The sequence below is a fragment of the Streptomyces sp. AM 2-1-1 genome (genome assembly GCF_029167645.1).
Classification (GTDB): domain Bacteria; phylum Actinomycetota; class Actinomycetes; order Streptomycetales; family Streptomycetaceae; genus Streptomyces.
On record NZ_CP119147.1, the window covers coordinates 872,923 to 890,729 of the forward strand.

Sequence of the window (17,807 nt, forward strand, 5' to 3'; positions counted from 1 at the left end):
GCTGGAACGGACGGACGGACCGTGCGGACACGGCGGGAGAGGGAGGCGGGGCACCGGTGGAGGTCACCTGGTGGGGGCATGCCACCTGCACGATCGAGGACTCCGGCGTACGGGTCCTGACCGACCCGCTCTTCGTCCAGCGGTTCGCGCATCTGCGCCGTCGGGGGGGAGCGGTGCCGCCGCCGTCGGCCGCGCTCGCCGACGTGGTCGTCGTCTCCCACCTCCACAGCGACCACCTGCACCTGCCGTCGCTGGCCCGGGTCCCCGCCGGCACCCGGCTGATCGTGCCGCGGGGGGCGGTCCGCGCGGTGGCCGGTCTGCGGGCGGTGCGGCGCAGGCGCGACCTGCGGGTCACCGAGGTGGCGCCCGGCGACACGGTCCGGATCGGCGGGGTGACCGTGCGCGCGGTGCCGGCCGAGCACGACGGCCGGCGGCTCCCGGTCGGCCCGCACCGGGTTCCGGCGCTCGGTTACGTCGTGGAGGGCCAGGCGCGTACGTACTTCGCCGGGGACACCGGGCTGTTCGAGGAGATGGCGAAGGAAGTGGGTCCGGTCGACGTCGCGCTGCTGCCGGTGGGGGGCTGGGGGCCCGGTCTGGGTCCCGGCCATCTCAACGCGGCCCGCGCTGCCGAGGCCCTGACCCGGCTCTCCCCCCGCTCGGCGGTACCGGTGCACTACGGCACGTACTGGCCGATCGGGATGGGCGGAGTCCGCCCGAGCGAGTTCCACTCGCCGGGTGCCGAGTTCGTGCGGGAGGCCGCGCTGCTGGCCCCCGGGGTGGCGGTCCACCTGCCCGCGCACGGCGAGCGCGTACGGCCGGAGGTCCACCGGTGATCACCGAGGTGCTGGGTCAGTTGCCTGCCCAGGGGGCACGGCAGGCGGTCGGCTATCCGACGCTCTTCGCCCTGGTGGCGCTGGGCTCCCTGGTGCCGGTGGTGCCCACCGGGGCGCTGGTCAGTTCGGCGGGGGTGGTGGCGTTCCACCAGGCCTCGCCCTTCTCCCTGCTGTACGTGTTCCTGACCGCCGCCGGCGCGGCGTTCCTCGGTGACGTCTGCCTGTACTGGCTCGGCGAGCGCGGAGTCCGGTCGGATCACGGGTCGAAGTGGTTGAAGGTCATCACCGACCGGGCCGCCCCCGAACGGCTGGCCCAGGCACAGCGGAAGCTGGACGAGCACGGGGTGATGGTGCTGGTGCTGTCGCGGCTGGTCCCGGCCGGGCGGATACCGGTGATGCTGGCGTGCCTGCTCGGCGAGATGCCGTTGCACCGGTTCGCCCGCGGGGACGTTCCGGCGTGTCTGGCCTGGGCCGCCACCTATCAGCTGATCGGCATTCTGGGCGGCTCGCTCTTCCCGGAGCCGTGGCAGGGGGTGGTGGCCGCGGTGGCGCTGACGCTGCTGATCAGCGGGGTACCCGCCGGGTGGCGCGGCCTGCGCGCACGGTTCGCGCACTGAGCGGCGGACGTGCGCGGGACGCCCGTCCCGTGTGGCCGGCCGCTCGGCGCGGCCCTCAGAACGCCAGGCTGGTGCCCCTGCCGTCCTCCAGCGCCCCGGCGTAGGCGACGGCTGCCGCGGCGACGTCCAGCGCGGCGTGGCCGGTCGACTTGAAGACGGTCAGCTCTCCGTCGCCGCGGCGGCCCGGGTGGCGTCCCGACAGCACCTCGCCGAGGAGGACGGCCCGGCCGGCGGTCAGGCCCTGGAGTTCGTGGGCGCCGGCGGGCGGCGGGGCGGTGACGGCGCCGGTCCATTCGACGAAGAGCGCCCCCTCGTCGACGGTCCGCGCGTCCAGTTCGGGTCCGCGGGAGCCGCCCACCGAGCCGACGTGCGCGCCCTCGGCCAGCCAGGAACGGCGCAGCACCGGCTCGCGGGCACCGGTGCAGCAGAGCACGGCGCCGGAGCCGCGTACGGCGTCCTCGACGGTGCCTGCGGTGGACCGGGGGTGCCGGGCGGCGAGCGACCGGGCGCGCTCCGGGTCGCGTCCGCCGACCACGACGGGGGTGTCGGGAAAGTACCGGGCCAGGAGGTCGAGTTGGGCCCCCGCCTGAACGCCGGTGCCCAGCACGGCGATCCGGCGCACCTGGGGTCCGGCGAGGGTGCGCAGGGCGAGGGTGGCGGTGGCGGCGGTCCGGACGGCGGTGATGCTCTCGGCGTCCATCACCGCCAGCGGCCGTCCGTCCGTCTCGTCGAAGAGCGCCACCACGCCCCGGTGGGAGCTGCGGCCCGGGACTGCGGGGTCGGCGAAGACCGAGACCAGTTTGGCGGCGAGGCCGACGCCGGGGACGTGGGCGGGCATCACGCCGAGGAGCCCCGCCGGCGCTTCGGCGGCGATCCTGGGCGGTGCGGACACCGTCCCGTCGGCGACCGCGACGAGGGCCCGGGTGAGCGCTTCGGCCAGCCGGTCCGGGTCGAGCCCGGCGCGGGTCTGGGCCGCGTCCAGGACGAGCACGCCGTTCGTCATGGGCCCTCTCCCTCGTCCGGCCCGCCCTCCGCGTCCGGCGTCCCTGTCGGCTCGTCCGCGGGCGGTGCGGTGCCGTCTTCCACGCCCAGGAGGTCCGCGACCGCCGCGGCGGCGTCCCGCAGCGCCGCGCACAGGGCGGTGAGTGAGGGTTCGTCGAACTCCGCGGCCGGTCCGACCACGGTGAGCGCGCAGAGCGGCTGCCCGGGGCCCGCGAGGACGGCGCGGCCCACCGAGGCGACCAGCGCCTCGTTGCGGCCCCGCTCCACCGCGAACCCGGTGCGTTCCACTCGGGCCAGGTCGGCGAGGAGTCCTTCGGGTCCCGCCATCGGATGCCCGGCCTCCTGGGCCGGGCGCAGATAGGGGGCGCGTGCCTCGGGCGGCAGCGCGGCGACCAGGGCCAGCGGTCCGGCGAACCGGTGCACGGGCAGCGTCTCGTCGGTGAGCAGGCTGATCATCTCCAGCCGGTCGGGCCGGACCGCGTCGAGCACCCGCGAGCGGTCGTGCTCCAGCACCTGGAGGTTGACCATCATGCCGGTACGGGCGGCGAGTTCGCCGAGGACGGGGCGGGCCGTCGTCACGAGGGAGTGGGAGGCGGCGGTGCGCGAAAGCCGCAGCGCGGCGGCACCGGGCAGGTAGTGGTCCCCGGAGCGCAGCACCCAGCCGCGGCGGACCAGGTCGACGAGGACCCGGTAGGCGGTCGGCCGGTGCAGTCCGACGGCGTCGGCGAGCTCGCTCAGCCGGAGCGGGCGATCGGACCGGGAGACCGCTTCCACGAGGTCCAGCGCCTTGTCGACGGCCGAACTGGAGGACTTGGGCATCCTCGGACCACCTCACCTCTACGCGTCGGCCTTCAGGGAAGGTAGCGTACGTTTTCCACAGATGGAACCAGTGTTACACCAGACGTAATCTCCGGAGCGCTGGTGCCGCACATGACGGAGAGGTGCGACCCGATGGCTCACGAGGATGTCGGCGCTCCCGCCCCCTTCGCCGCCCCGGCGAAGGGCACCGTGGTGCTGTACCGGGGGGCCACCCTCATCGACGGCACGGGCGGCGCCGCGCGCCCCGCCACCTCGATCGTGGTGGACGGGGCGCACATCAGGACGGTGGCGCCGGACGGGGAGATCCCCGTCGCCCTGCTCGCCGAGGCCGAAGTCGTCGACCTGCAGGGCACGTTCGTGGTGCCCGGACTGATCGACTCGCACCAGCACATCGCCACCCCGCCCAACCGCCCGGTCGCCGAGGCCGCCCTGCGCCGCCAGGTGTACGGCGGGGTGACGGCGATCCGCGACATGGCCGACGACCTGCGGCACATCGCCGACCTGGCACGCTCCACGCTGGTCGGGGAGATCCCGGGTCCCGACATCCACTACGCGGCGCTGACCGCGGGGCCCGGGTTCTTCGACGATCCGCGCACCTGGCAGGTCTCGCAGGGCGCGGTACCCGGCCAGGTGCCGTGGATGCAGGCCATCACCGAGGAGACCGATCTGCCGCTGGCCGTGGCGCGGTCCGCCGGTACCTACGCCACCGCGGTCAAGATCTACGCGGACCTCCCCGGCTCGCTGGTCGCGGCGATCACCGCGGAGGCGCACCGGCAGGGGCTGGGCGTCTGGGCGCACGCGGCGGTGTTCCCGGCGTCACCGGCCGAGGTGATCGGTGCGGGAGTCGACTCGGTCTCCCACGTCCACCTGCTGGTGCACGAGTTCGCCGATCGCGCGCTGACCACGTACAAGGACAAGCCGCCGGTGGACCGGGACCGTTTCCTGGCGGGCGACGACCCGGACATGGCGGAGCTGTTCGCGCGGATGCGGGAGCGGGGCACCGTGCTCGACGCCACCAACACGCTCTGGGAGTGGCTCGCCGACGACGCGGACACCCCCGGGGAGAAGTCCCGGGCCGGGGAGAACGCCGAGCTCTCGGCCGCCCTCACGGCGCAGGCGTTCCGGGCGGGGGTGGAGATCAGCACCGGTACGGACTACGAGACCGCCCCCGGCCGGCCCTACCCCTCGGTCCACGACGAGCTGGTCTTCCTGGTGGAGCGGTGCGGCGTCCCCGCCGTCCAGGCGATCCGTTCGGCCACCCTGGTCGGGGCCCGCAGCATGGGCACGGAGGACTCGATGGGAACCGTCGCGGAGGGAAAACTCGCCAACTTCGTCGTGCTGCGCGAGGATCCGCTCGCCGACATCCGCAATCTGCGGAGCGTCGTCTCGGTGGTGAAGCGCGGGCTGCGCCTCGATCGCGCCGCGTTCACCTCGCAGAACTCCCCGGCGGGCACGGCCGGCCCGACCACCCCGCTCCCGGAAGGCACGACCAGCCGATGACCACCCTCTCCGTCCACGACATGCTGATCGTCAACGCCCTGGGGGAACTGCAGAATCCCAACGCCCCCGGGTCCGCCGAGGGAGCGGGGCAGCTCCTGCAGACCATCGACGAGTTGGCCGTCGACGGCCGGGCCCTCGCCGACGCCCGCGCCTCCGGCATGAACGCCGTCAACATCACGCTCGGTTATGTGATGGGCGACATGGACCCGTACGAGCACACCCTGCACGAACTCGACGTGTGGGACGGCCTGATCGCCGCCGGCCCCGACGACCTGTGTCACGTGCGCACCGCGGCGGACCTCCACCGGGCGAGGGCCGAGGACCGGATCGGAGTGATCTACGGTTTCCAGAACGGTGTGGCCGTCGGTGACGACCTCGGGCGCATCGCCACCTTCCAGGAACGCGGTGTGCGGGTCTTCCAGTTGACGTACAACCAGGCCAACCACCTGGGCGACGGATCGATGGCGCCGGAGAACCGCGGTCTCACCCCGTTCGGCCGGGACGTGGTCGAGGCGGTCAACGAGAGCCGGATGATGGTGGATCTGTCGCACAGCGGCGAGCGGACCTGCCTGGAGGCCGCCCGGCTGTCGTCCGCGCCGGTCTCGGTCAACCACACGGGCTGCCGGGCCGTCACCGACCTGCCGCGCAACAAGACCGACGAGGAACTGCGGCTGGTGGCCGGGCGAGGGGGCTTCGTCGGCATCTACTTCATGCCCTTCCTCAACCCGACCGGCCACGCCACGGCCGCCGACGTGGTGGAGCACATCGCGCACGCCGTGAACGTCTGCGGCGAGGACGCCGTCGGCATCGGCACCGACGGCCCGGTCACCGCCATCGACGACCTGGACGCCTACGCCGCGACTCTCGCGGCGCACGTCGCCGAGCGCCGGGCGGCGGGTGTGGGCGCCGCCGGCGAACGCGCCGACACCTACCCCTTCGTGGTCGACCTGCGCGGAGTGGACCAGTTCCGCGAGCTGATCCGGCTGCTGGAGAAGCGCGGCTACGGCTCCGGGCGCATCGAGAAGATCCTCGGCCGCAACTTCGCCGGCTACGCCGAGCGCGTCTGGGGCTGACCCGGTCCCCGGCAGGCCTGGGAGCGGAGGGGGAGCCGCGTCGCGGGGCCGGGAGGTGCCCGGCGGGAGGCAGGCGCCGGTGCGGGCCGCGCGGCGGGGTTCAGGCTTCCCCGAAGGCGCGCGAGCCGCCGATGGGCAGGTCCCAGAGGCGTTCGCGCGGATGACCCGCCCGGTGCCAGGCGGTCCGCAGCCGCACCAGCGGTTCCAGGACCGGCTCGGCCGACAGCAGGAACGTCGCCCAGTGCATCGGCGCCATGGCCCGGGCACCGAGGTCCTCGTACGCCCGCACCGCCTCCTCGGGATCGGTGTGCACGTCGGCGAGCCACCACCGGGGCGCGTACGCGCCGATCGGGAGCAGCGCCAGATCGATGCCCGGGTGGTGGCGGCCGATCTCCCGGAACCAGTGGCCGTATCCGGTGTCCCCGGCGAAGTAGATCTTCCGCCCCGGCACCGCCGGCTCGGGGGTGTCGCTGATGACCCAGCCGCCCCACAGCGAACGGCAGGTGTCGAGGAGCGTGCGCCGCGACCAGTGGTGCGCCGGAACGAACGCGAACTGCACGCCGCGCAGTTCGGCCGTCTCCCACCAGTCGAGTTCGGTGACCCGGGTGAACTTGCGGCGGGTGAACCACCGGGCGACGCCGGCCGGCACGAACAGGGGTGTGCCGCGCGGGAGCCGGCGCAGGGTCGGCGCGTCCATGTGGTCGAAGTGGTTGTGGCTGATGACGACGGCGTCGACGGGCGGAAGCGCGTCCCAGGCCACGCCGACCGGGGTGATCCGCGCCGGAGTGCCGACGATGCGCCGGGACCACACGGGGTCGGTGAGGACGGTCAGGCCGCCGATCCGCACGATCCACGAGGCGTGGCCGGCCCAGGTGACGGCGTCCTGGCCGGGCGGGGGCAGCGGCGCGGGGTCGAAGGGCAGCAGGTGGACGCCGCGCAGCCCGGCGGTGTCCGGCCGCAGCGAGCGTTCGCGGACCAGCCGGGTCATGGCCCTGATCCCCGGCAGGGGCGCGGTGAGCCGGTCGGCGAAGGTCGCGGGCCAGACGCGTCGCCCGGTGGGCGGCTGCCCGGTCCGCGCGCCGGCGTCCTGCCGGGGGTGGGGGTCCGCGTCGGTGCGGGAGGGTCCGGTCTGTTCGGTCATCACGGGGCTCCCGTCACCGGAGTTCGTCGAAGGCCGCTGCGAACATGCTCAGCGCGTTCGCGACGTGCGGCAATTCCAGAGGCGTGTCAGCGGCGAGGGAGGCGGACCGCTGCTCCGGCGTCGCCCCCACCAGAGCGCCGGTCCCCAGGCGTACCCGGAGCGCCCCCAGCTCGTCCCCGAACCGGTGCCCGCCCGGTGCGGAGGCGCCCAGCCGGTCCGTGAGGTACTCCTCCAGCTCCATGGCGTCCGTCACCCCGCGCTCGGCCAGCCGGGTGCGGAGCGGCCCGAGGTCGGCGTAGAGATGCCGGCCCGCCTGCGGAGGGCGCGCCAGGGCCCCGGCGGCCAGGACGGCCCGGTGGGCGGCAGCGGCGAGCTGCGCGTGGAGCCGTGCGGCCTGCCGGATCCGTCCGGTGACCGCGTCGGGCTCCCGCAGGGCGTGTGCGGCGGCCCGGGCGACCGGCGTGGCGACGAGGGCGCCCAGGGCGGTGAGGACGTCGAGGGTACGGGCGCGGCGCGCGGCGCCCGGGCGGGTGGCGGGGAAGCGCGCCACCGCGAGGGGCCAGGCCGCCGGGGTGAGCGCTCCCGAGAGGTCGGTGAGGACCGTGACGTCGTCGGGGCACATCTCGGCGGGGCTGAGCAGCACGGTGTCGTGCGGCCGGTGCAGGGTGTCGCGCCAGGTCTCGTCGCTGACGATGTGGAGTCCCTCGGCGACGGCGGCTTCGCACGCCTCGCGGACGAGTTCGGGCGGGGCGACGGTGGCGGTGGGGTCGTCGGCCACGGAGAGCACCAGCAGCCGGGGGCGCCCGCCCTCGGCGCGTACCCGGCGGACGGTCTCCAGGAGGGCGTACGGGTCGGGCACGCCGCCGCACTCCGCGGGCGTCGGCACGTGGTAGACGGGGCGGCCGAGGAGCCCGGTCTGCGGGATCCAGGCGGCGGGGCAGGGCCGGGGCATGAGGACGTCCCCGCCGTGGGCGGCGATGAGCCCGAGCAGGAGCGCCTGGGTGCCCGGGGCGGCGGCGACGTCCGACGGTTCGCAGGCGAGACCTCGCCGTGCCCAGTAGGCGCGGGCGGCGTCGCGCAGAACCGTTCCTCCGCCCGAGGGCTCCGGCCGGGTGTCGCCCGCGGCGGACGCCAGTACGCCGACGAGCCCGGGCAGGACGGGGAGCCCCGGCTCGGGGACGGGCGGGCCGTAGCGGACGGGGCCGTGGCCCTCGCGGGCCGAGGAGGGGCCGTCTTCCTCCCCCGCACCGTGCGGGCCGTGCTCGGTCCGGTGCATGGGCCTGACCTCCTCCTCCGCCGGTGCTGGTCCGCCTGCGCCCCCTCGTCCCGCTCAGGCCCTTTATACGGAGGATTCGGCCGGGGTGCCCGCGCAGCGCCCGGCCCGGCTCGGGTACGGACGGGGCGCCGCCGGGCTGCCGGCGGGCGGGCCGGGCGGGGCGTCCGGGCACCCGGCCTTCCGCACGGCGGAGACGGACGGCCGCCCCGGGAGCGACCGGTATCGCGCCCCGCACCGTCAGGAGCGTGATGACGAAGCGGTCTCGGGCCGGAAAAGCCGAAGCCCGGTGTCAGTCATGCCCATTACACTCACCTACACATTTGATGGTCCCTTGGGCGAAGCGAGAGTTTTTCTTGAAGATATCCAGAGTCGGTACCTTGCTCGCCGCCGCCGCGGTCGCGCCCGCCTTCCTGCTGGCGTCGCCCGCCTCGGCGGCCGGGCCGGCGTCGGCCTCCGCCGCGGACGTCTCCCCGGCCGAGGCGGGCGGGGCGGGCGAGGACCAGGCGGAGAACGACCGGATCGAGATCCTGCGACTCATCGCCGCGGCCGGCCGGGACTCCGTGCTGGCGGAGGCGGGCAGCGCCGCGATCGACGGGGGCCCGGACGCCATGCGCGCGTTCCTGACGACCGGCCAGTACACCGCCCGCGACCAGGACAACCGCGTCCTCGTCGCGCGCATCATCAGCACGGGTGGAACCGTCGTCCAGGAGCACGGGCGGGCTGCGCTGGACGGCACGCCCGAGGACCGTGCCGCCTTCCTGGCGACCGGCCAGTACGAAGCCCGCGACACGGACAACCGGATCCTCGTCGCCCGGCTCATCGGGCAGGGCGGCCCGTCGGTGCGGGAGGCGGGCATGGCGGCCCTGAAGGGCACGCCCGAGGACCGCGTCGCCTTCCTGGAGACCGGTCAGCACGAAGCCCGCGACACGGACAACCGGGTGCTGGTCGCACGGATCGTCAACACGGGCGGCCCCCATGTGCGGGAAGCGGGCAAGGCGGCCCTGAAGGGCACGCCCGAGGACCGCGTCTCGTTCCTGGAGACGGGGCAGTACGAGGCCCGCGAGCAGGACGAGAAGGACGCCGCCGGTACCAGCGGCTCCAGCGGCTCCACCGGTTCCGGCGGCTCGGGTGCCGCGGCGACCGGCGGCAGCGGCCAGACCGGCGGGGGCACCGCGGTGACCGGGGCGGGCACCGGGCAGCAGACCTCGTCCGGCGGCGGCAGCACGGCGGCACCGGTGATCGACGGCAGCGGTACGGACTCCTCCTCCGCCTCCGGCAGTACGAGCGGTTCCACTTCCGGCGGCGCGAACGGGTCCACCTCAGGCAGCACCGACGGCAACGCGGACGTCACGGCGCAGGGTGACGGCTCGCTCGCCTCGACCGGGTCGGACTCCGGCACGGGTCTCGCCCTCGGTGGCGGAGCCGTGGCTCTCGCGGCCGGCGCGGGCCTGCTGGTCGTCGCCCGCCGACGCCGCTCGGGCTTCCACCTCTGACCCACGGCCGACCGTCCGGCGGGGTGCTCCGAGAGGAAGTGCACCCGCCGGACGGCGGCGGACGGTACGGCCCCGTCCCGGCGAGGGCTCCGCGCACCCGGCCGCACTTCGCCGTGCCCCGCTCCGCGCGCCTCCTGGTTCAGGACCGCCGGACCGGGTATCCGCTGAGCCATGTCCACACGCCCTCTGCCCACCACCTTCACCTCGTCGAACCGGCTCAGGGGCTGGCTCCAGCAGCGCGACCTGACCGCTTTCCAGGGGGTCGCCAACCGGCACTGGCCCGGCGCGGAGCCCTTCCTGCCCCGGCTGAGCCGCAGCGCCAACCACGGTCTGCTCTGGTTCGGCGCCGCCGCGGGCATCGCCGCCCTGGGCGGCAGCGCACGGGCGCGCAGGGCCGCGCTGCGCGGCGTGGCCTCGCTCGCCCTCGCCTCGGCGGCCATCAACACCGTCGGCAAGGGCGCGGTGCGCCGGGACCGGCCGGTGCTGGACATGGTTCCGGTGATACGGCAGCTGAAGCGCCAGCCGATCACCACCTCCTTCCCCTCCGGGCACGCCGCGTCGGCCGCCGCGTTCGCCACCGGGGTAGCTCTGGAGTCCAAGGGCTGGGGCGCGGTCGTCGCCCCGGTGGCGCTGGCCGTCGCGGCCTCCCGGGTCTACACGGGTGTGCACTATCCGAGCGATGTCGTGGCCGGTGCGGCACTCGGCGTGGGGGCGGCGTTCGCCCTGCGCGGAGTGGTCCCGACCCGCGGCCAGCTCCCCGCACCCGGCCGCCCGCCCGCCCAGGCCCCGTCGCTCGCGGCGGGCGAGGGCCTTGTGGTGGTCGTGAACCGGGAGTCGGGCACGGCGAGGGGCACGGCTGCGCTGGTCCGCGACGCGCTGCCGATGGCCGAGGTCGTGGAGTGCGCGCCCGCCCTCCTGGCGGACACGCTCGCCGGGGCGGTGGGCCGGGGGCAGGCGCTGGGGGTCTGCGGCGGCGACGGCACGGTCAACCTGGCCGCGTCCGTGGCGGCGACCCACGGGGTTCCGCTGGCGGTGTTCCCCGGCGGCACCCTCAACCACTTCGCCTACGACCTCGGCATCGAGACGGTGCACGACACCGTCGCCGCCCTGAAGGCCGGGGACGCGGTCCAGGTGGACCTCGGACGTTTCCGGCCCGGCCCGCACGGCCCCGACGGGGCGGACGGCTACTTCCTCAACGCCTTCAGCCTCGGTGTGTACCCGGAGCTCGTACGGAAGCGGGAGCAGTGGGCACCGCGCATCGGCGGCTGGGCGGCCGGCCTGCTCGCCGCTGTGGAGGTGCTGCGCGGAGATCGCCCGCTGGAGGCGGAACTCCAGGGGAAACGGCGCCCGTTGTGGCTGCTCTTCGTGGGAAACGGCCTCTTCCAGCGAGTCGGCCCCGCGCCCGGCCGCAGGCACAACCTCGCGGACGGGCTGCTGGACGTCCGGGTGGTCCACGGCGGCTGGACCCCGGGGCTGCGTCTGATCGCGGCGGCCGTCGCGGGTCCACTGACCCGCTCCCCCGTCCACGCCGCCGAGCGGCGCCGCCGGGTCCGGATCGCCGGCCTCCCGCCGGGCACGCCGTACGCGTACGACGGCGAAGTGGCTCATTCGACGGGTGAGTTGCTCGTCGACAAACTCCCGGAGGCCCTGACGGTCTACTGCCCCATGCCCACCTGACGGCCTGGCACTCCTCCTGCCGGCCGGTTCCGCGCGTCTCATATGACAAGACAGGGATCTCATCATGCGACCTCCGGCGTACCGTTGTCGTACCGTTCGCAGCAGCGCGTTCGCCAGAGAGGACGTCCGGCATGCCGAAAGAGACCGCCGTCTACACCCACGGGCACCACGAATCAGTGCTCCGCTCCCACCGCTGGCGCACCGCCGAGAACTCGGCCGCCTACCTCCTCGGCGAGCTCGGGCCGGGGCTGTCCGTGCTGGACGTCGGCTGCGGTCCGGGGACGATCACGGCCGATCTGGCCGCACTGGTCGCGCCGGGAGCCGTGACCGGCGTCGACACCCACCAGGACATCCTCGACCTGGCGGCCGGGGCGGTCCGTGAACGCGGACTGGAGAACGTCACGTTCGCCGTCGCCGACGTCCACGCGCTGGACTACCCGGACGACTCCTTCGACGTCGTCCACGCCCATCAGGTGCTCCAGCACGTGGGCGATCCCGTGCAGGCGCTGCGCGAGATGCGACGGGTCTGCCGGCCGGGCGGCGTCGTCGCGGCCCGGGACAGCGACTACGCGGCGATGACCTGGTATCCGGAAGTCCCGGGCATGGAGGCGTGGTTGACGCTGTACCGGCAGGTGGCGCGCGCCAACGGCGGGGAACCCGACGCCGGACGCAGGCTCCTCTCCTGGGCACGGCAGGCCGGTTTCACCGACATCACCCCGACCGCTGCGGCCTGGTGCTACGCCACCCCGGAGAGCCGGAGTTGGTGGAGCGGCCTGTGGGCGGACCGCACGGTCGGGTCCGCCTACGCGCAGAAGGCGGTGGACGGCGGCCACGCCACGGCCGAGGATCTCGCCGCCGCCGCGTCGGCGTGGCGCTCCTGGGGCGAAGAGGACGACGGCTGGTTCATGGTCCCGCACGGCGAGGTGCTCTGCCGGGCGTGACGCACGGGTCCGGACCGCCCGCCGGTCCGGTCCGGACCGCCCGGACCGGCGCGAATCGATCGCGCGGCCCCGAAGGCCCAACTAACCTCGTCCCCATGGACATCCTGGGAACCACGCTACGCATCTGCGTCGACGACCTGGAGGCCTCGGTGGCCTTCTACGAGGGCCTCACCGGCACCCCGGCGCTGCGCTTCGAGCGCGGCGGGGTGTCGGTCGCGGCGATCGGCTGCTTCCTCCTCATGAGCGGGCCCGAGACGGAGCTGGAGTTGCTGCGCAAGGTCGTGGCCACCATCGCGGTCAAGGACGTCGACGAGGCGCGCGAGGCGCTCGCCCGGGCCGGGGCGCACATCGTCGCGGGGCCGGTCCCCACCCCTGCCGGCCGCAACCTGATCGCCCTCCACCCGGACGGCTCGGTCTTCGAGTACGCGGACCGCAACGCCGTCGTCTGACCCGGCCCCCGGGCCGTGTCGTCACCGTGCCGTCGTCCGGCCGGCGACCGGGCCGGGCGGCCTCCGGGGCGTGCGATCGCGAGGCGGAGGACCGTCCTCGTACGGAAGGTGCGCGAGGTACGGGGACGGTCCCGCCGACGCGGCGGGAGCGCGTGCCGGGCGCCGCCCGGCGGACAGCAGTGCGCAGGCACCGTCCCGGGCGGCGGGGCGGTCTCAGGACCGCGGGGGACGGGGCCGCAGGCCCAGGTTGGAGGGTGCGTCGACGACGACGATATTCCGCATGCCGCACATCCTTGCCGTCGTACCCTGGGCCGCCGGCGGATTTCGCCCCGGGAAGAAGAGCGCGCGGGACCCGTCGCGCGCGGCACAGGAGAAGGCAGGGCACCACGATGGCCACGCAGCACACCTACCGGGTGATCGTCAGGGGCACCTGGGACGGGCTGACGGAGGAGGCGCGGTCCCGGCTGCTCGCCGAGGTGGCGGAGCACGGCCTCACGTCGATGCACTTCACCGAGGAGGGTTCGCTCACCTACGACGCGGTGCTGAAGCACTTCAGTTTCCGGTACGTGGTGGTGTCGGACGCCGAGGACGGTGAGGAGATGGCATCCGCGCTGGCCGAGGAACGGGCCGAGAACACCCTCACGGCCCAGGGATTCGGCCACGGGCCGCTGCGCTCCACGGCGACGGACATGGACACCATGAAGATCAACGCCAAGGGGCGGCGGGGGTCGGGGGCGGCGTGACGACGGCCGTGCGGCGTCACGGGGCCGCCGGTCGGCGACGGACGCAGATGTCGAGTCCGGCTGCCGAGAAGGCGGCCGGGCCCGTGCAGTCGTAGGCGGCGCCCACGGCCTCCCGTACGGCGGGGGCGACGCGCTCCAGGGGGAACCAGCCGGGGTCGACGACCAGGTAGCGCGCCGCGGGGTCGTCCAGGCAGCGCAGGTTCTCACCGAAGCTGGTGAGGTCGGCGACCTCGGCGTGGTACGAGGTGCGCTGGAGGAAGGCTGGGGACGGGTAGCGGCAACGTGTCGGGTTGCCCAGGAAGTAGGCCGTGTCGCCGAAGGCCAGGTAGACGACGGGGGTGTCCGGGCCGAGGCGGGTGCGCAGGCCGTCCAACCGGTGCGCGAGGTCCTTCGCGGTCCGCACCCGCTCCTGCGCGGTGTACCCGGAGTGCCGGACGTCGAAGGAGTACGGGGTCGTCGGCCAGGCGGGGATCACCGTGACCAGGGCCAGCGCCACCCCCGCGGCCACCGGTGACCGGCGGCCCGGGCGCGGGTCTCCCGCGGGGCGGCGGTCCGTGGTGAGGGCTGCGGCCAGGGCGAGCAGCACCGCGATGGCCAGGACGGCGCAGACGGCGGGGGCGTGGGCGGTACGCCAGGAGAGCGGCTGCCCCGCGACGACCGGGACCGCGACACCCAGCAGGGCCGTGACGGCCACCGGCCCGGTGGGGGCGCGGCCATGCCGGCCGAGGTGACGGGTGACGGCCAGCGCCCAGAGTCCCGCTCCCAGCACGGGGAGCGGCGCGAGGTGGTAGAGGAACCACTGGCCCTGCACCACGACGGTCCCGGCCACCACCACCAGGGCGAGCACGGCCGTCGCCGGGCAGACCCAGCGGTCCCGGCGGGTGGCGGCGTCGCGCATCAGCAGGGCGAGGCCGACCGGCGCCAGGGCCACCACGGGGACGAGCAGGGCCTCGTTGGCGAGGGACCTGAGCAGTTCGTGGGCCTGGGGGACGCCGAAGCCGGTGCGGAACACGCTGTGGGGGTTGAGCGCGGAGAACTCGTGGAGCCAGCGCCGTTCGCGGGGCTCCACCCGGACCGCGAGGGCGAACCCGGCCGACGACGCCACGACCGCGGCCGCCGCGCTGAGCACGGCGCGGCGGCGGTCCAGGACCGCGACGACCACCAGGGCGAGCAGCGCGGTCGAGGCGGTGGTGTACTTCATCAGCACCGCGAGCGCGAGCAGCAGGCCGCAGAGCGATACCGCGAGTACGGTGCGGCGGCCCGCGAGTGCGGCGCCGACGGCCGCGGTCGACACCAGGACCGCCACCCACTCCGGCTGCAGGAAGTCCCAGGCGGGGGCGCAGACCAGCGCCGCGCCCACCGCCGCCGCCACGGCGCCGGGCTCCCGCCCGGGCAGGACGCGCCGCAGGCCGGCCCGGAGCCACCAGGCCGCACCCAGGGAGAGGGCGGCGACGACGAGCCTCATCACCGTCTCCCGTACGGCGGACGGGCCGACCGTCAGGGCGTCCAGCCCGGCGATCGACCACCGGTAGGCGAGCGGCCGGTGGACGAAGATCTCCGACGCGGCGAGGCCCGCGCGGTGTGCGGTCCTGATGCCGCCGAGGGAGTAGCGGACGTCGTGGTTGAGGCCGCCCCAGCAGAGGTATGCGATCACGCAGACGCCGGCGGCGGCCGGCACGAGCGACCGGACCGACCTGGTGACGAGCCCGGCGGGGCGACCCTGCGCGGCGTCGGGGTCGTGCGGGCTGAGTGGGGTGGTGTCCACGGCCATGAGCGCAGAGACTATCCGCGCCCGGCCCCGGCTCCCGGCGGCCGCTCCGCGATTTCCTCTTCCGCGCTCCCTTGTTCCACGACCGTTCCCGCGTGGTTCACCGTCCGGACCGCCACCCGGCGCCTGCGGGCGAGGAGGACCCGGTGAACGTGCCGAGGAGCGGTGCACGGGGCCGCCGCAACGCGCGTACGTGTGGGACGTGCGAGGCTGGAGAGACGTACCGGTACGAGCGGGCCGCTCATTCGGGCGGTTCCGCGCCACACGACGCGGAAAGGCATGACATGGCTGACACCTCCCTCGCGGGCCGTCGGGTACTGGCGATCGTCACCAACTACGGCGTCGAACAAGACGAGTTGGTGGTGCCGGTCGGGCAGCTGCGGGAAAGCGGCGCCGAGGTGCACGTCGCGGCCGTCTCCCCGGACGAGATCCGCACGCTCGTCGGCGACAAGGATCCGGGCGAGACGGTGCGGCCCGACCTGACCCTCGCGGACGTCGACCCCACCTCCTACGACCTGCTGCTCATCCCCGGCGGCACGCTCAACGCGGACACCCTGCGGCTCCAGGACGAGGCGCTGGAGATCGTGCGGTCGTTCACCAGGGGCGGCCGGCCGATCGCGGCGATCTGCCACGGCCCGTGGGTGCTGGTGGAGGCCGGAGTGGTCGAGAGCCGCACGCTGACGTCGTACGCGTCGCTGCGGACGGACATCCGCAACGCCGGCGGCACCTGGGTGGACGAGCCGGTGATCAGCGACAACGCCGCCGACTGGGTCCTGGTCACGTCCCGGACGCCGGACGACCTCGGCCCCTTCGTCCGCGAGGCGAAGGCCGCCCTCACCGCCGGCACCCACTGAGCCCGTCCTCGCCGCCGGTACCGGCCGAACCCGCGGGGTTCAGCCGGTACCGGCCGAGCCCGTCACCCAGGGAGCGACCGATGACGCACGCCGCGATCTTCGACGTCGACGGGACCCTCGTCGACACCAACCACCTGCACGTGACCGCCTGGTGGGAGGCCTTTCGTCAGGCCGGGCACCGGGTCGCCATGCACGACATCCATCGCTCGGTGGGCCTGGGCGGGAACGACCTGATCGCCGGTCTCCTGGGCGAGGGGCGCGACGAGGGTGAGGACGACACCATCAGCGCTGCCCACACGACGCTCTACGCGACGTTCTTCGACCGGCTGCCCGCATTCGAGGGAGCGGCTGATCTCCTGCGGGAGCTCACCGGACGCGGCTGGCAGATCGTGCTCGCAACCTCCGCGACCGGCGCCGAACTCGGCGCGCTGCGGCGTGCTCTCGACGCCGACGACGTCGTGCGGGCGACCGCCTCGGCGGGGGACACCGCCGCGGGAAAACCCGCCCCCGACCCGGTGGAACATGCGATGGAGCTGGTGGGCGCCACGGCGGAGACCTCGGTCTTCGTCGGGGACACGGTCTGGGACATGCGGGCCGCCGCGCGGGCCGGAGTGACGGCGGTCGGTGTGCTGAGCGGCGGCATCGCCCGCGAGGACCTGGTGGAGGCAGGGGCCGCCGGCGTCTACAGCGACGTCGCCGACCTGTTGAACCGGCTCGACAGAAGCCCGTTCGCGCTCCCCGGCTGAGAACGGGAGCCACCGGGGTGGGTGCTCTGGGGTGTCACTCCCGCTGGGCGAGCATCTCCGCCGTGATCGCCCACCGTTCGTGGTCGCGCCAGGCGCCGTCGATGTGGAGGAAGTCCGGCGAGAACCCTTCGAGCCGGAAGCCCGCCCGCCGCACCAGCGCGATCGACCTCGCGTTGGCGGGCTGCACATTGGCCTCCAGCCGGTGCAGTCCCAGGGGGCCGAAGGCGTACTCGAGGACGAGGCCGATCGCTTCGGACATCACTCCGCGGCCCGCGGCGTGCGCGAAGGCCCCGTAGCCGAGGGCACCGCAGCGAAAGGCCCCCAAGACGATGTTGTTGATGTTGACGAAGCCGGCGATGGCGCCGCCCGCCGCGCGTTCGCCGACGAGGAAGCCCTCCCGGTCAGGGCTCTGCCGTAGCCGCGCCGCGTAGACGGCATACGCCTCCTCGCTGGTGGGCGGGGAGAGCCAGGGGTGGTGCAGGGCACGGCTCTCCCTCGCGCGCGCGGTGAACTCGGCCGCGTCCTCAGGGGTGTAGCGGCGCAGCGAAGTCAGCGGGCCTCGGGGCAGTCGGGTGGCGGTGGCCGGCGCCGGGGCGGTCGCGGCGGGCGCCGGGTTGTCGGGGTGGTCCTGGAATGCGGGCACCGGCCCACGGTAGGACGGACCGGCCGGACGGACCGCACCGGCCCCGGGCGCGCCGCCACCTCCGTCCCGGCTCATCGGCACGCACGCGTACAGGGACCTCCGTCCCGGCTCGTCGGCACGCCCGCGTACGCGGACCGGTCACCGGTGGCCGGTCCGCGCCCAGGGACCGCCGTCCCGGCTCATCGGCACGCCCGCGTACGCGGACCTCCGTCCCGGCTCATCGGTACGCCCG

The 17,807-nt window shown here is 74.7% G+C and carries 17 protein-coding genes; 11 read left to right on the forward strand and 6 right to left on the reverse strand.

What is annotated here, in order from left to right:
* Window positions 1-56 precede the first annotated feature (56 nt).
* Together PZB77_RS03670 and PZB77_RS03675 are read left to right on the forward strand one after the other, a co-directional pair.
* Window positions 57-833, forward strand: coding sequence for an MBL fold metallo-hydrolase (locus tag PZB77_RS03670; protein ID WP_275491068.1), 777 nt, complete (start codon window positions 57-59; stop codon window positions 831-833).
* Window positions 830-1,450, forward strand: coding sequence for a VTT domain-containing protein (locus PZB77_RS03675; RefSeq protein WP_275491069.1), 621 nt, complete (start codon window positions 830-832; stop codon window positions 1,448-1,450). The genes PZB77_RS03670 and PZB77_RS03675 overlap by 4 nt, the downstream gene beginning before the upstream one ends.
* 55 nt (window positions 1,451-1,505) lie before the next feature.
* Here the strand turns inward: PZB77_RS03675 and PZB77_RS03680 are convergent, their stop codons facing one another.
* Together PZB77_RS03680 and PZB77_RS03685 are read right to left on the reverse strand one after the other, a co-directional pair.
* Complete coding sequence (locus tag PZB77_RS03680; protein ID WP_275491070.1) at window positions 1,506-2,453, reverse strand: NAD(P)-binding domain-containing protein; 948 nt, start codon at window positions 2,451-2,453, stop codon at window positions 1,506-1,508.
* Window positions 2,450-3,271 carry an IclR family transcriptional regulator gene (locus PZB77_RS03685; RefSeq protein WP_275491071.1) on the reverse strand — a complete coding sequence of 274 codons (822 nt, stop codon included), beginning with the start codon at window positions 3,269-3,271 and terminating at the stop codon, window positions 2,450-2,452. The genes PZB77_RS03680 and PZB77_RS03685 overlap by 4 nt, the downstream gene beginning before the upstream one ends.
* Before the next feature lie 132 nt (window positions 3,272-3,403).
* Between PZB77_RS03685 and PZB77_RS03690 the strand changes: the two genes are divergently transcribed.
* Both PZB77_RS03690 and PZB77_RS03695 read left to right on the forward strand, forming a co-directional pair.
* Complete coding sequence (locus PZB77_RS03690; protein ID WP_275491072.1) at window positions 3,404-4,771, forward strand: amidohydrolase family protein; 1,368 nt, start codon at window positions 3,404-3,406, stop codon at window positions 4,769-4,771.
* Complete coding sequence (locus PZB77_RS03695; protein ID WP_275491073.1) at window positions 4,768-5,844, forward strand: membrane dipeptidase; 1,077 nt, start codon at window positions 4,768-4,770, stop codon at window positions 5,842-5,844. Before PZB77_RS03690 ends, PZB77_RS03695 begins: the two co-directional genes overlap by 4 nt.
* Window positions 5,845-5,944: 100 nt before the next feature.
* Here PZB77_RS03695 and PZB77_RS03700 read toward each other — a convergent pair whose 3' ends face one another.
* Window positions 5,945-6,985 (reverse strand): MBL fold metallo-hydrolase, encoded by a 1,041-nt coding sequence (locus tag PZB77_RS03700; protein ID WP_275491074.1) that lies wholly within the window; start codon window positions 6,983-6,985, stop codon window positions 5,945-5,947.
* Between the two features lie 13 nt (window positions 6,986-6,998).
* Window positions 6,999-8,261 (reverse strand): aminotransferase class I/II-fold pyridoxal phosphate-dependent enzyme, encoded by a 1,263-nt coding sequence (locus PZB77_RS03705; RefSeq protein ID WP_275491075.1) that lies wholly within the window; start codon window positions 8,259-8,261, stop codon window positions 6,999-7,001.
* A 353-nt stretch (window positions 8,262-8,614) separates the two neighbouring features.
* Between PZB77_RS03705 and PZB77_RS03710 the strand changes: the two genes are divergently transcribed.
* The 5 genes from PZB77_RS03710 (at window position 8,615) to PZB77_RS03730 (ending at window position 13,564) form a co-directional block, all read left to right on the forward strand.
* Entirely contained in the window at window positions 8,615-9,754 is a 1,140-nt protein-coding gene (locus PZB77_RS03710; RefSeq protein WP_275491076.1) for an ALF repeat-containing protein, read from the forward strand.
* A gap of 171 nt (window positions 9,755-9,925) precedes the next feature.
* Window positions 9,926-11,431 carry a phosphatase PAP2 family protein gene (locus tag PZB77_RS03715; protein WP_275491077.1) on the forward strand — a complete coding sequence of 502 codons (1,506 nt, stop codon included), beginning with the start codon at window positions 9,926-9,928 and terminating at the stop codon, window positions 11,429-11,431.
* A 131-nt stretch (window positions 11,432-11,562) separates the two neighbouring features.
* Window positions 11,563-12,372, forward strand: a complete 810-nt coding sequence (locus PZB77_RS03720; protein ID WP_275491078.1) for a methyltransferase domain-containing protein — start codon at window positions 11,563-11,565, stop codon at window positions 12,370-12,372.
* A gap of 95 nt (window positions 12,373-12,467) precedes the next feature.
* Window positions 12,468-12,821, forward strand: a complete 354-nt coding sequence (locus tag PZB77_RS03725; RefSeq protein WP_275491079.1) for a VOC family protein — start codon at window positions 12,468-12,470, stop codon at window positions 12,819-12,821.
* A 389-nt stretch (window positions 12,822-13,210) separates the two neighbouring features.
* A complete protein-coding gene (locus tag PZB77_RS03730; RefSeq protein ID WP_275491080.1) occupies window positions 13,211-13,564 on the forward strand; it encodes a DUF6204 family protein in 354 nt (117 codons plus the stop codon).
* 16 nt (window positions 13,565-13,580) lie between these two features.
* Here PZB77_RS03730 and PZB77_RS03735 read toward each other — a convergent pair whose 3' ends face one another.
* The gene (locus PZB77_RS03735) at window positions 13,581-15,335 is read right to left on the reverse strand and encodes a hypothetical protein (RefSeq protein WP_275491081.1); all 1,755 of its coding nucleotides are present in this window, start codon (window positions 15,333-15,335) and stop codon (window positions 13,581-13,583) included.
* A 281-nt stretch (window positions 15,336-15,616) separates the two neighbouring features.
* On the opposite strand from PZB77_RS03735, the gene PZB77_RS03740 reads away from it, so the two are divergent.
* On the forward strand, window positions 15,617-16,186 hold the full coding sequence (locus tag PZB77_RS03740) for a type 1 glutamine amidotransferase domain-containing protein (RefSeq protein ID WP_275491082.1): 570 nt from the start codon (window positions 15,617-15,619) through the stop codon (window positions 16,184-16,186).
* An 80-nt stretch (window positions 16,187-16,266) separates the two neighbouring features.
* A complete protein-coding gene (locus PZB77_RS03745) occupies window positions 16,267-16,932 on the forward strand; it encodes an HAD family hydrolase (RefSeq protein ID WP_275491083.1) in 666 nt (221 codons plus the stop codon).
* A 34-nt stretch (window positions 16,933-16,966) separates the two neighbouring features.
* Here PZB77_RS03745 and PZB77_RS03750 read toward each other — a convergent pair whose 3' ends face one another.
* Window positions 16,967-17,575 carry a GNAT family protein gene (locus PZB77_RS03750; RefSeq protein ID WP_275491084.1) on the reverse strand — a complete coding sequence of 203 codons (609 nt, stop codon included), beginning with the start codon at window positions 17,573-17,575 and terminating at the stop codon, window positions 16,967-16,969.
* Between the last annotated feature and the right edge of the window lie 232 nt (window positions 17,576-17,807).

Bases quoted from the DNA above. Each gene is read 5' to 3' on its own strand.
- PZB77_RS03685 (WP_275491071.1), bottom strand. From the start codon at position 3,271: ATGCCCAAGTCCTCCAGTTCGGCCGTCGACAAGGCGCTGGACCTCGTG.
- PZB77_RS03735 (WP_275491081.1), bottom strand. From the start codon at position 15,335: ATGGCCGTGGACACCACCCCACTCAGCCCGCACGACCCCGACGCCGCG.
- PZB77_RS03680 (WP_275491070.1), bottom strand. From the start codon at position 2,453: ATGACGAACGGCGTGCTCGTCCTGGACGCGGCCCAGACCCGCGCCGGG.
- PZB77_RS03715 (WP_275491077.1), top strand. From the start codon at position 9,926: ATGTCCACACGCCCTCTGCCCACCACCTTCACCTCGTCGAACCGGCTC.
- PZB77_RS03725 (WP_275491079.1), top strand. From the start codon at position 12,468: ATGGACATCCTGGGAACCACGCTACGCATCTGCGTCGACGACCTGGAG.
- PZB77_RS03695 (WP_275491073.1), top strand. From the start codon at position 4,768: ATGACCACCCTCTCCGTCCACGACATGCTGATCGTCAACGCCCTGGGG.
- PZB77_RS03730 (WP_275491080.1), top strand. From the start codon at position 13,211: ATGGCCACGCAGCACACCTACCGGGTGATCGTCAGGGGCACCTGGGAC.
- PZB77_RS03720 (WP_275491078.1), top strand. From the start codon at position 11,563: ATGCCGAAAGAGACCGCCGTCTACACCCACGGGCACCACGAATCAGTG.
- PZB77_RS03700 (WP_275491074.1), bottom strand. From the start codon at position 6,985: ATGACCGAACAGACCGGACCCTCCCGCACCGACGCGGACCCCCACCCC.
- PZB77_RS03745 (WP_275491083.1), top strand. From the start codon at position 16,267: ATGACGCACGCCGCGATCTTCGACGTCGACGGGACCCTCGTCGACACC.
- PZB77_RS03705 (WP_275491075.1), bottom strand. From the start codon at position 8,261: ATGCACCGGACCGAGCACGGCCCGCACGGTGCGGGGGAGGAAGACGGC.
- PZB77_RS03690 (WP_275491072.1), top strand. From the start codon at position 3,404: ATGGCTCACGAGGATGTCGGCGCTCCCGCCCCCTTCGCCGCCCCGGCG.
- PZB77_RS03740 (WP_275491082.1), top strand. From the start codon at position 15,617: ATGGCTGACACCTCCCTCGCGGGCCGTCGGGTACTGGCGATCGTCACC.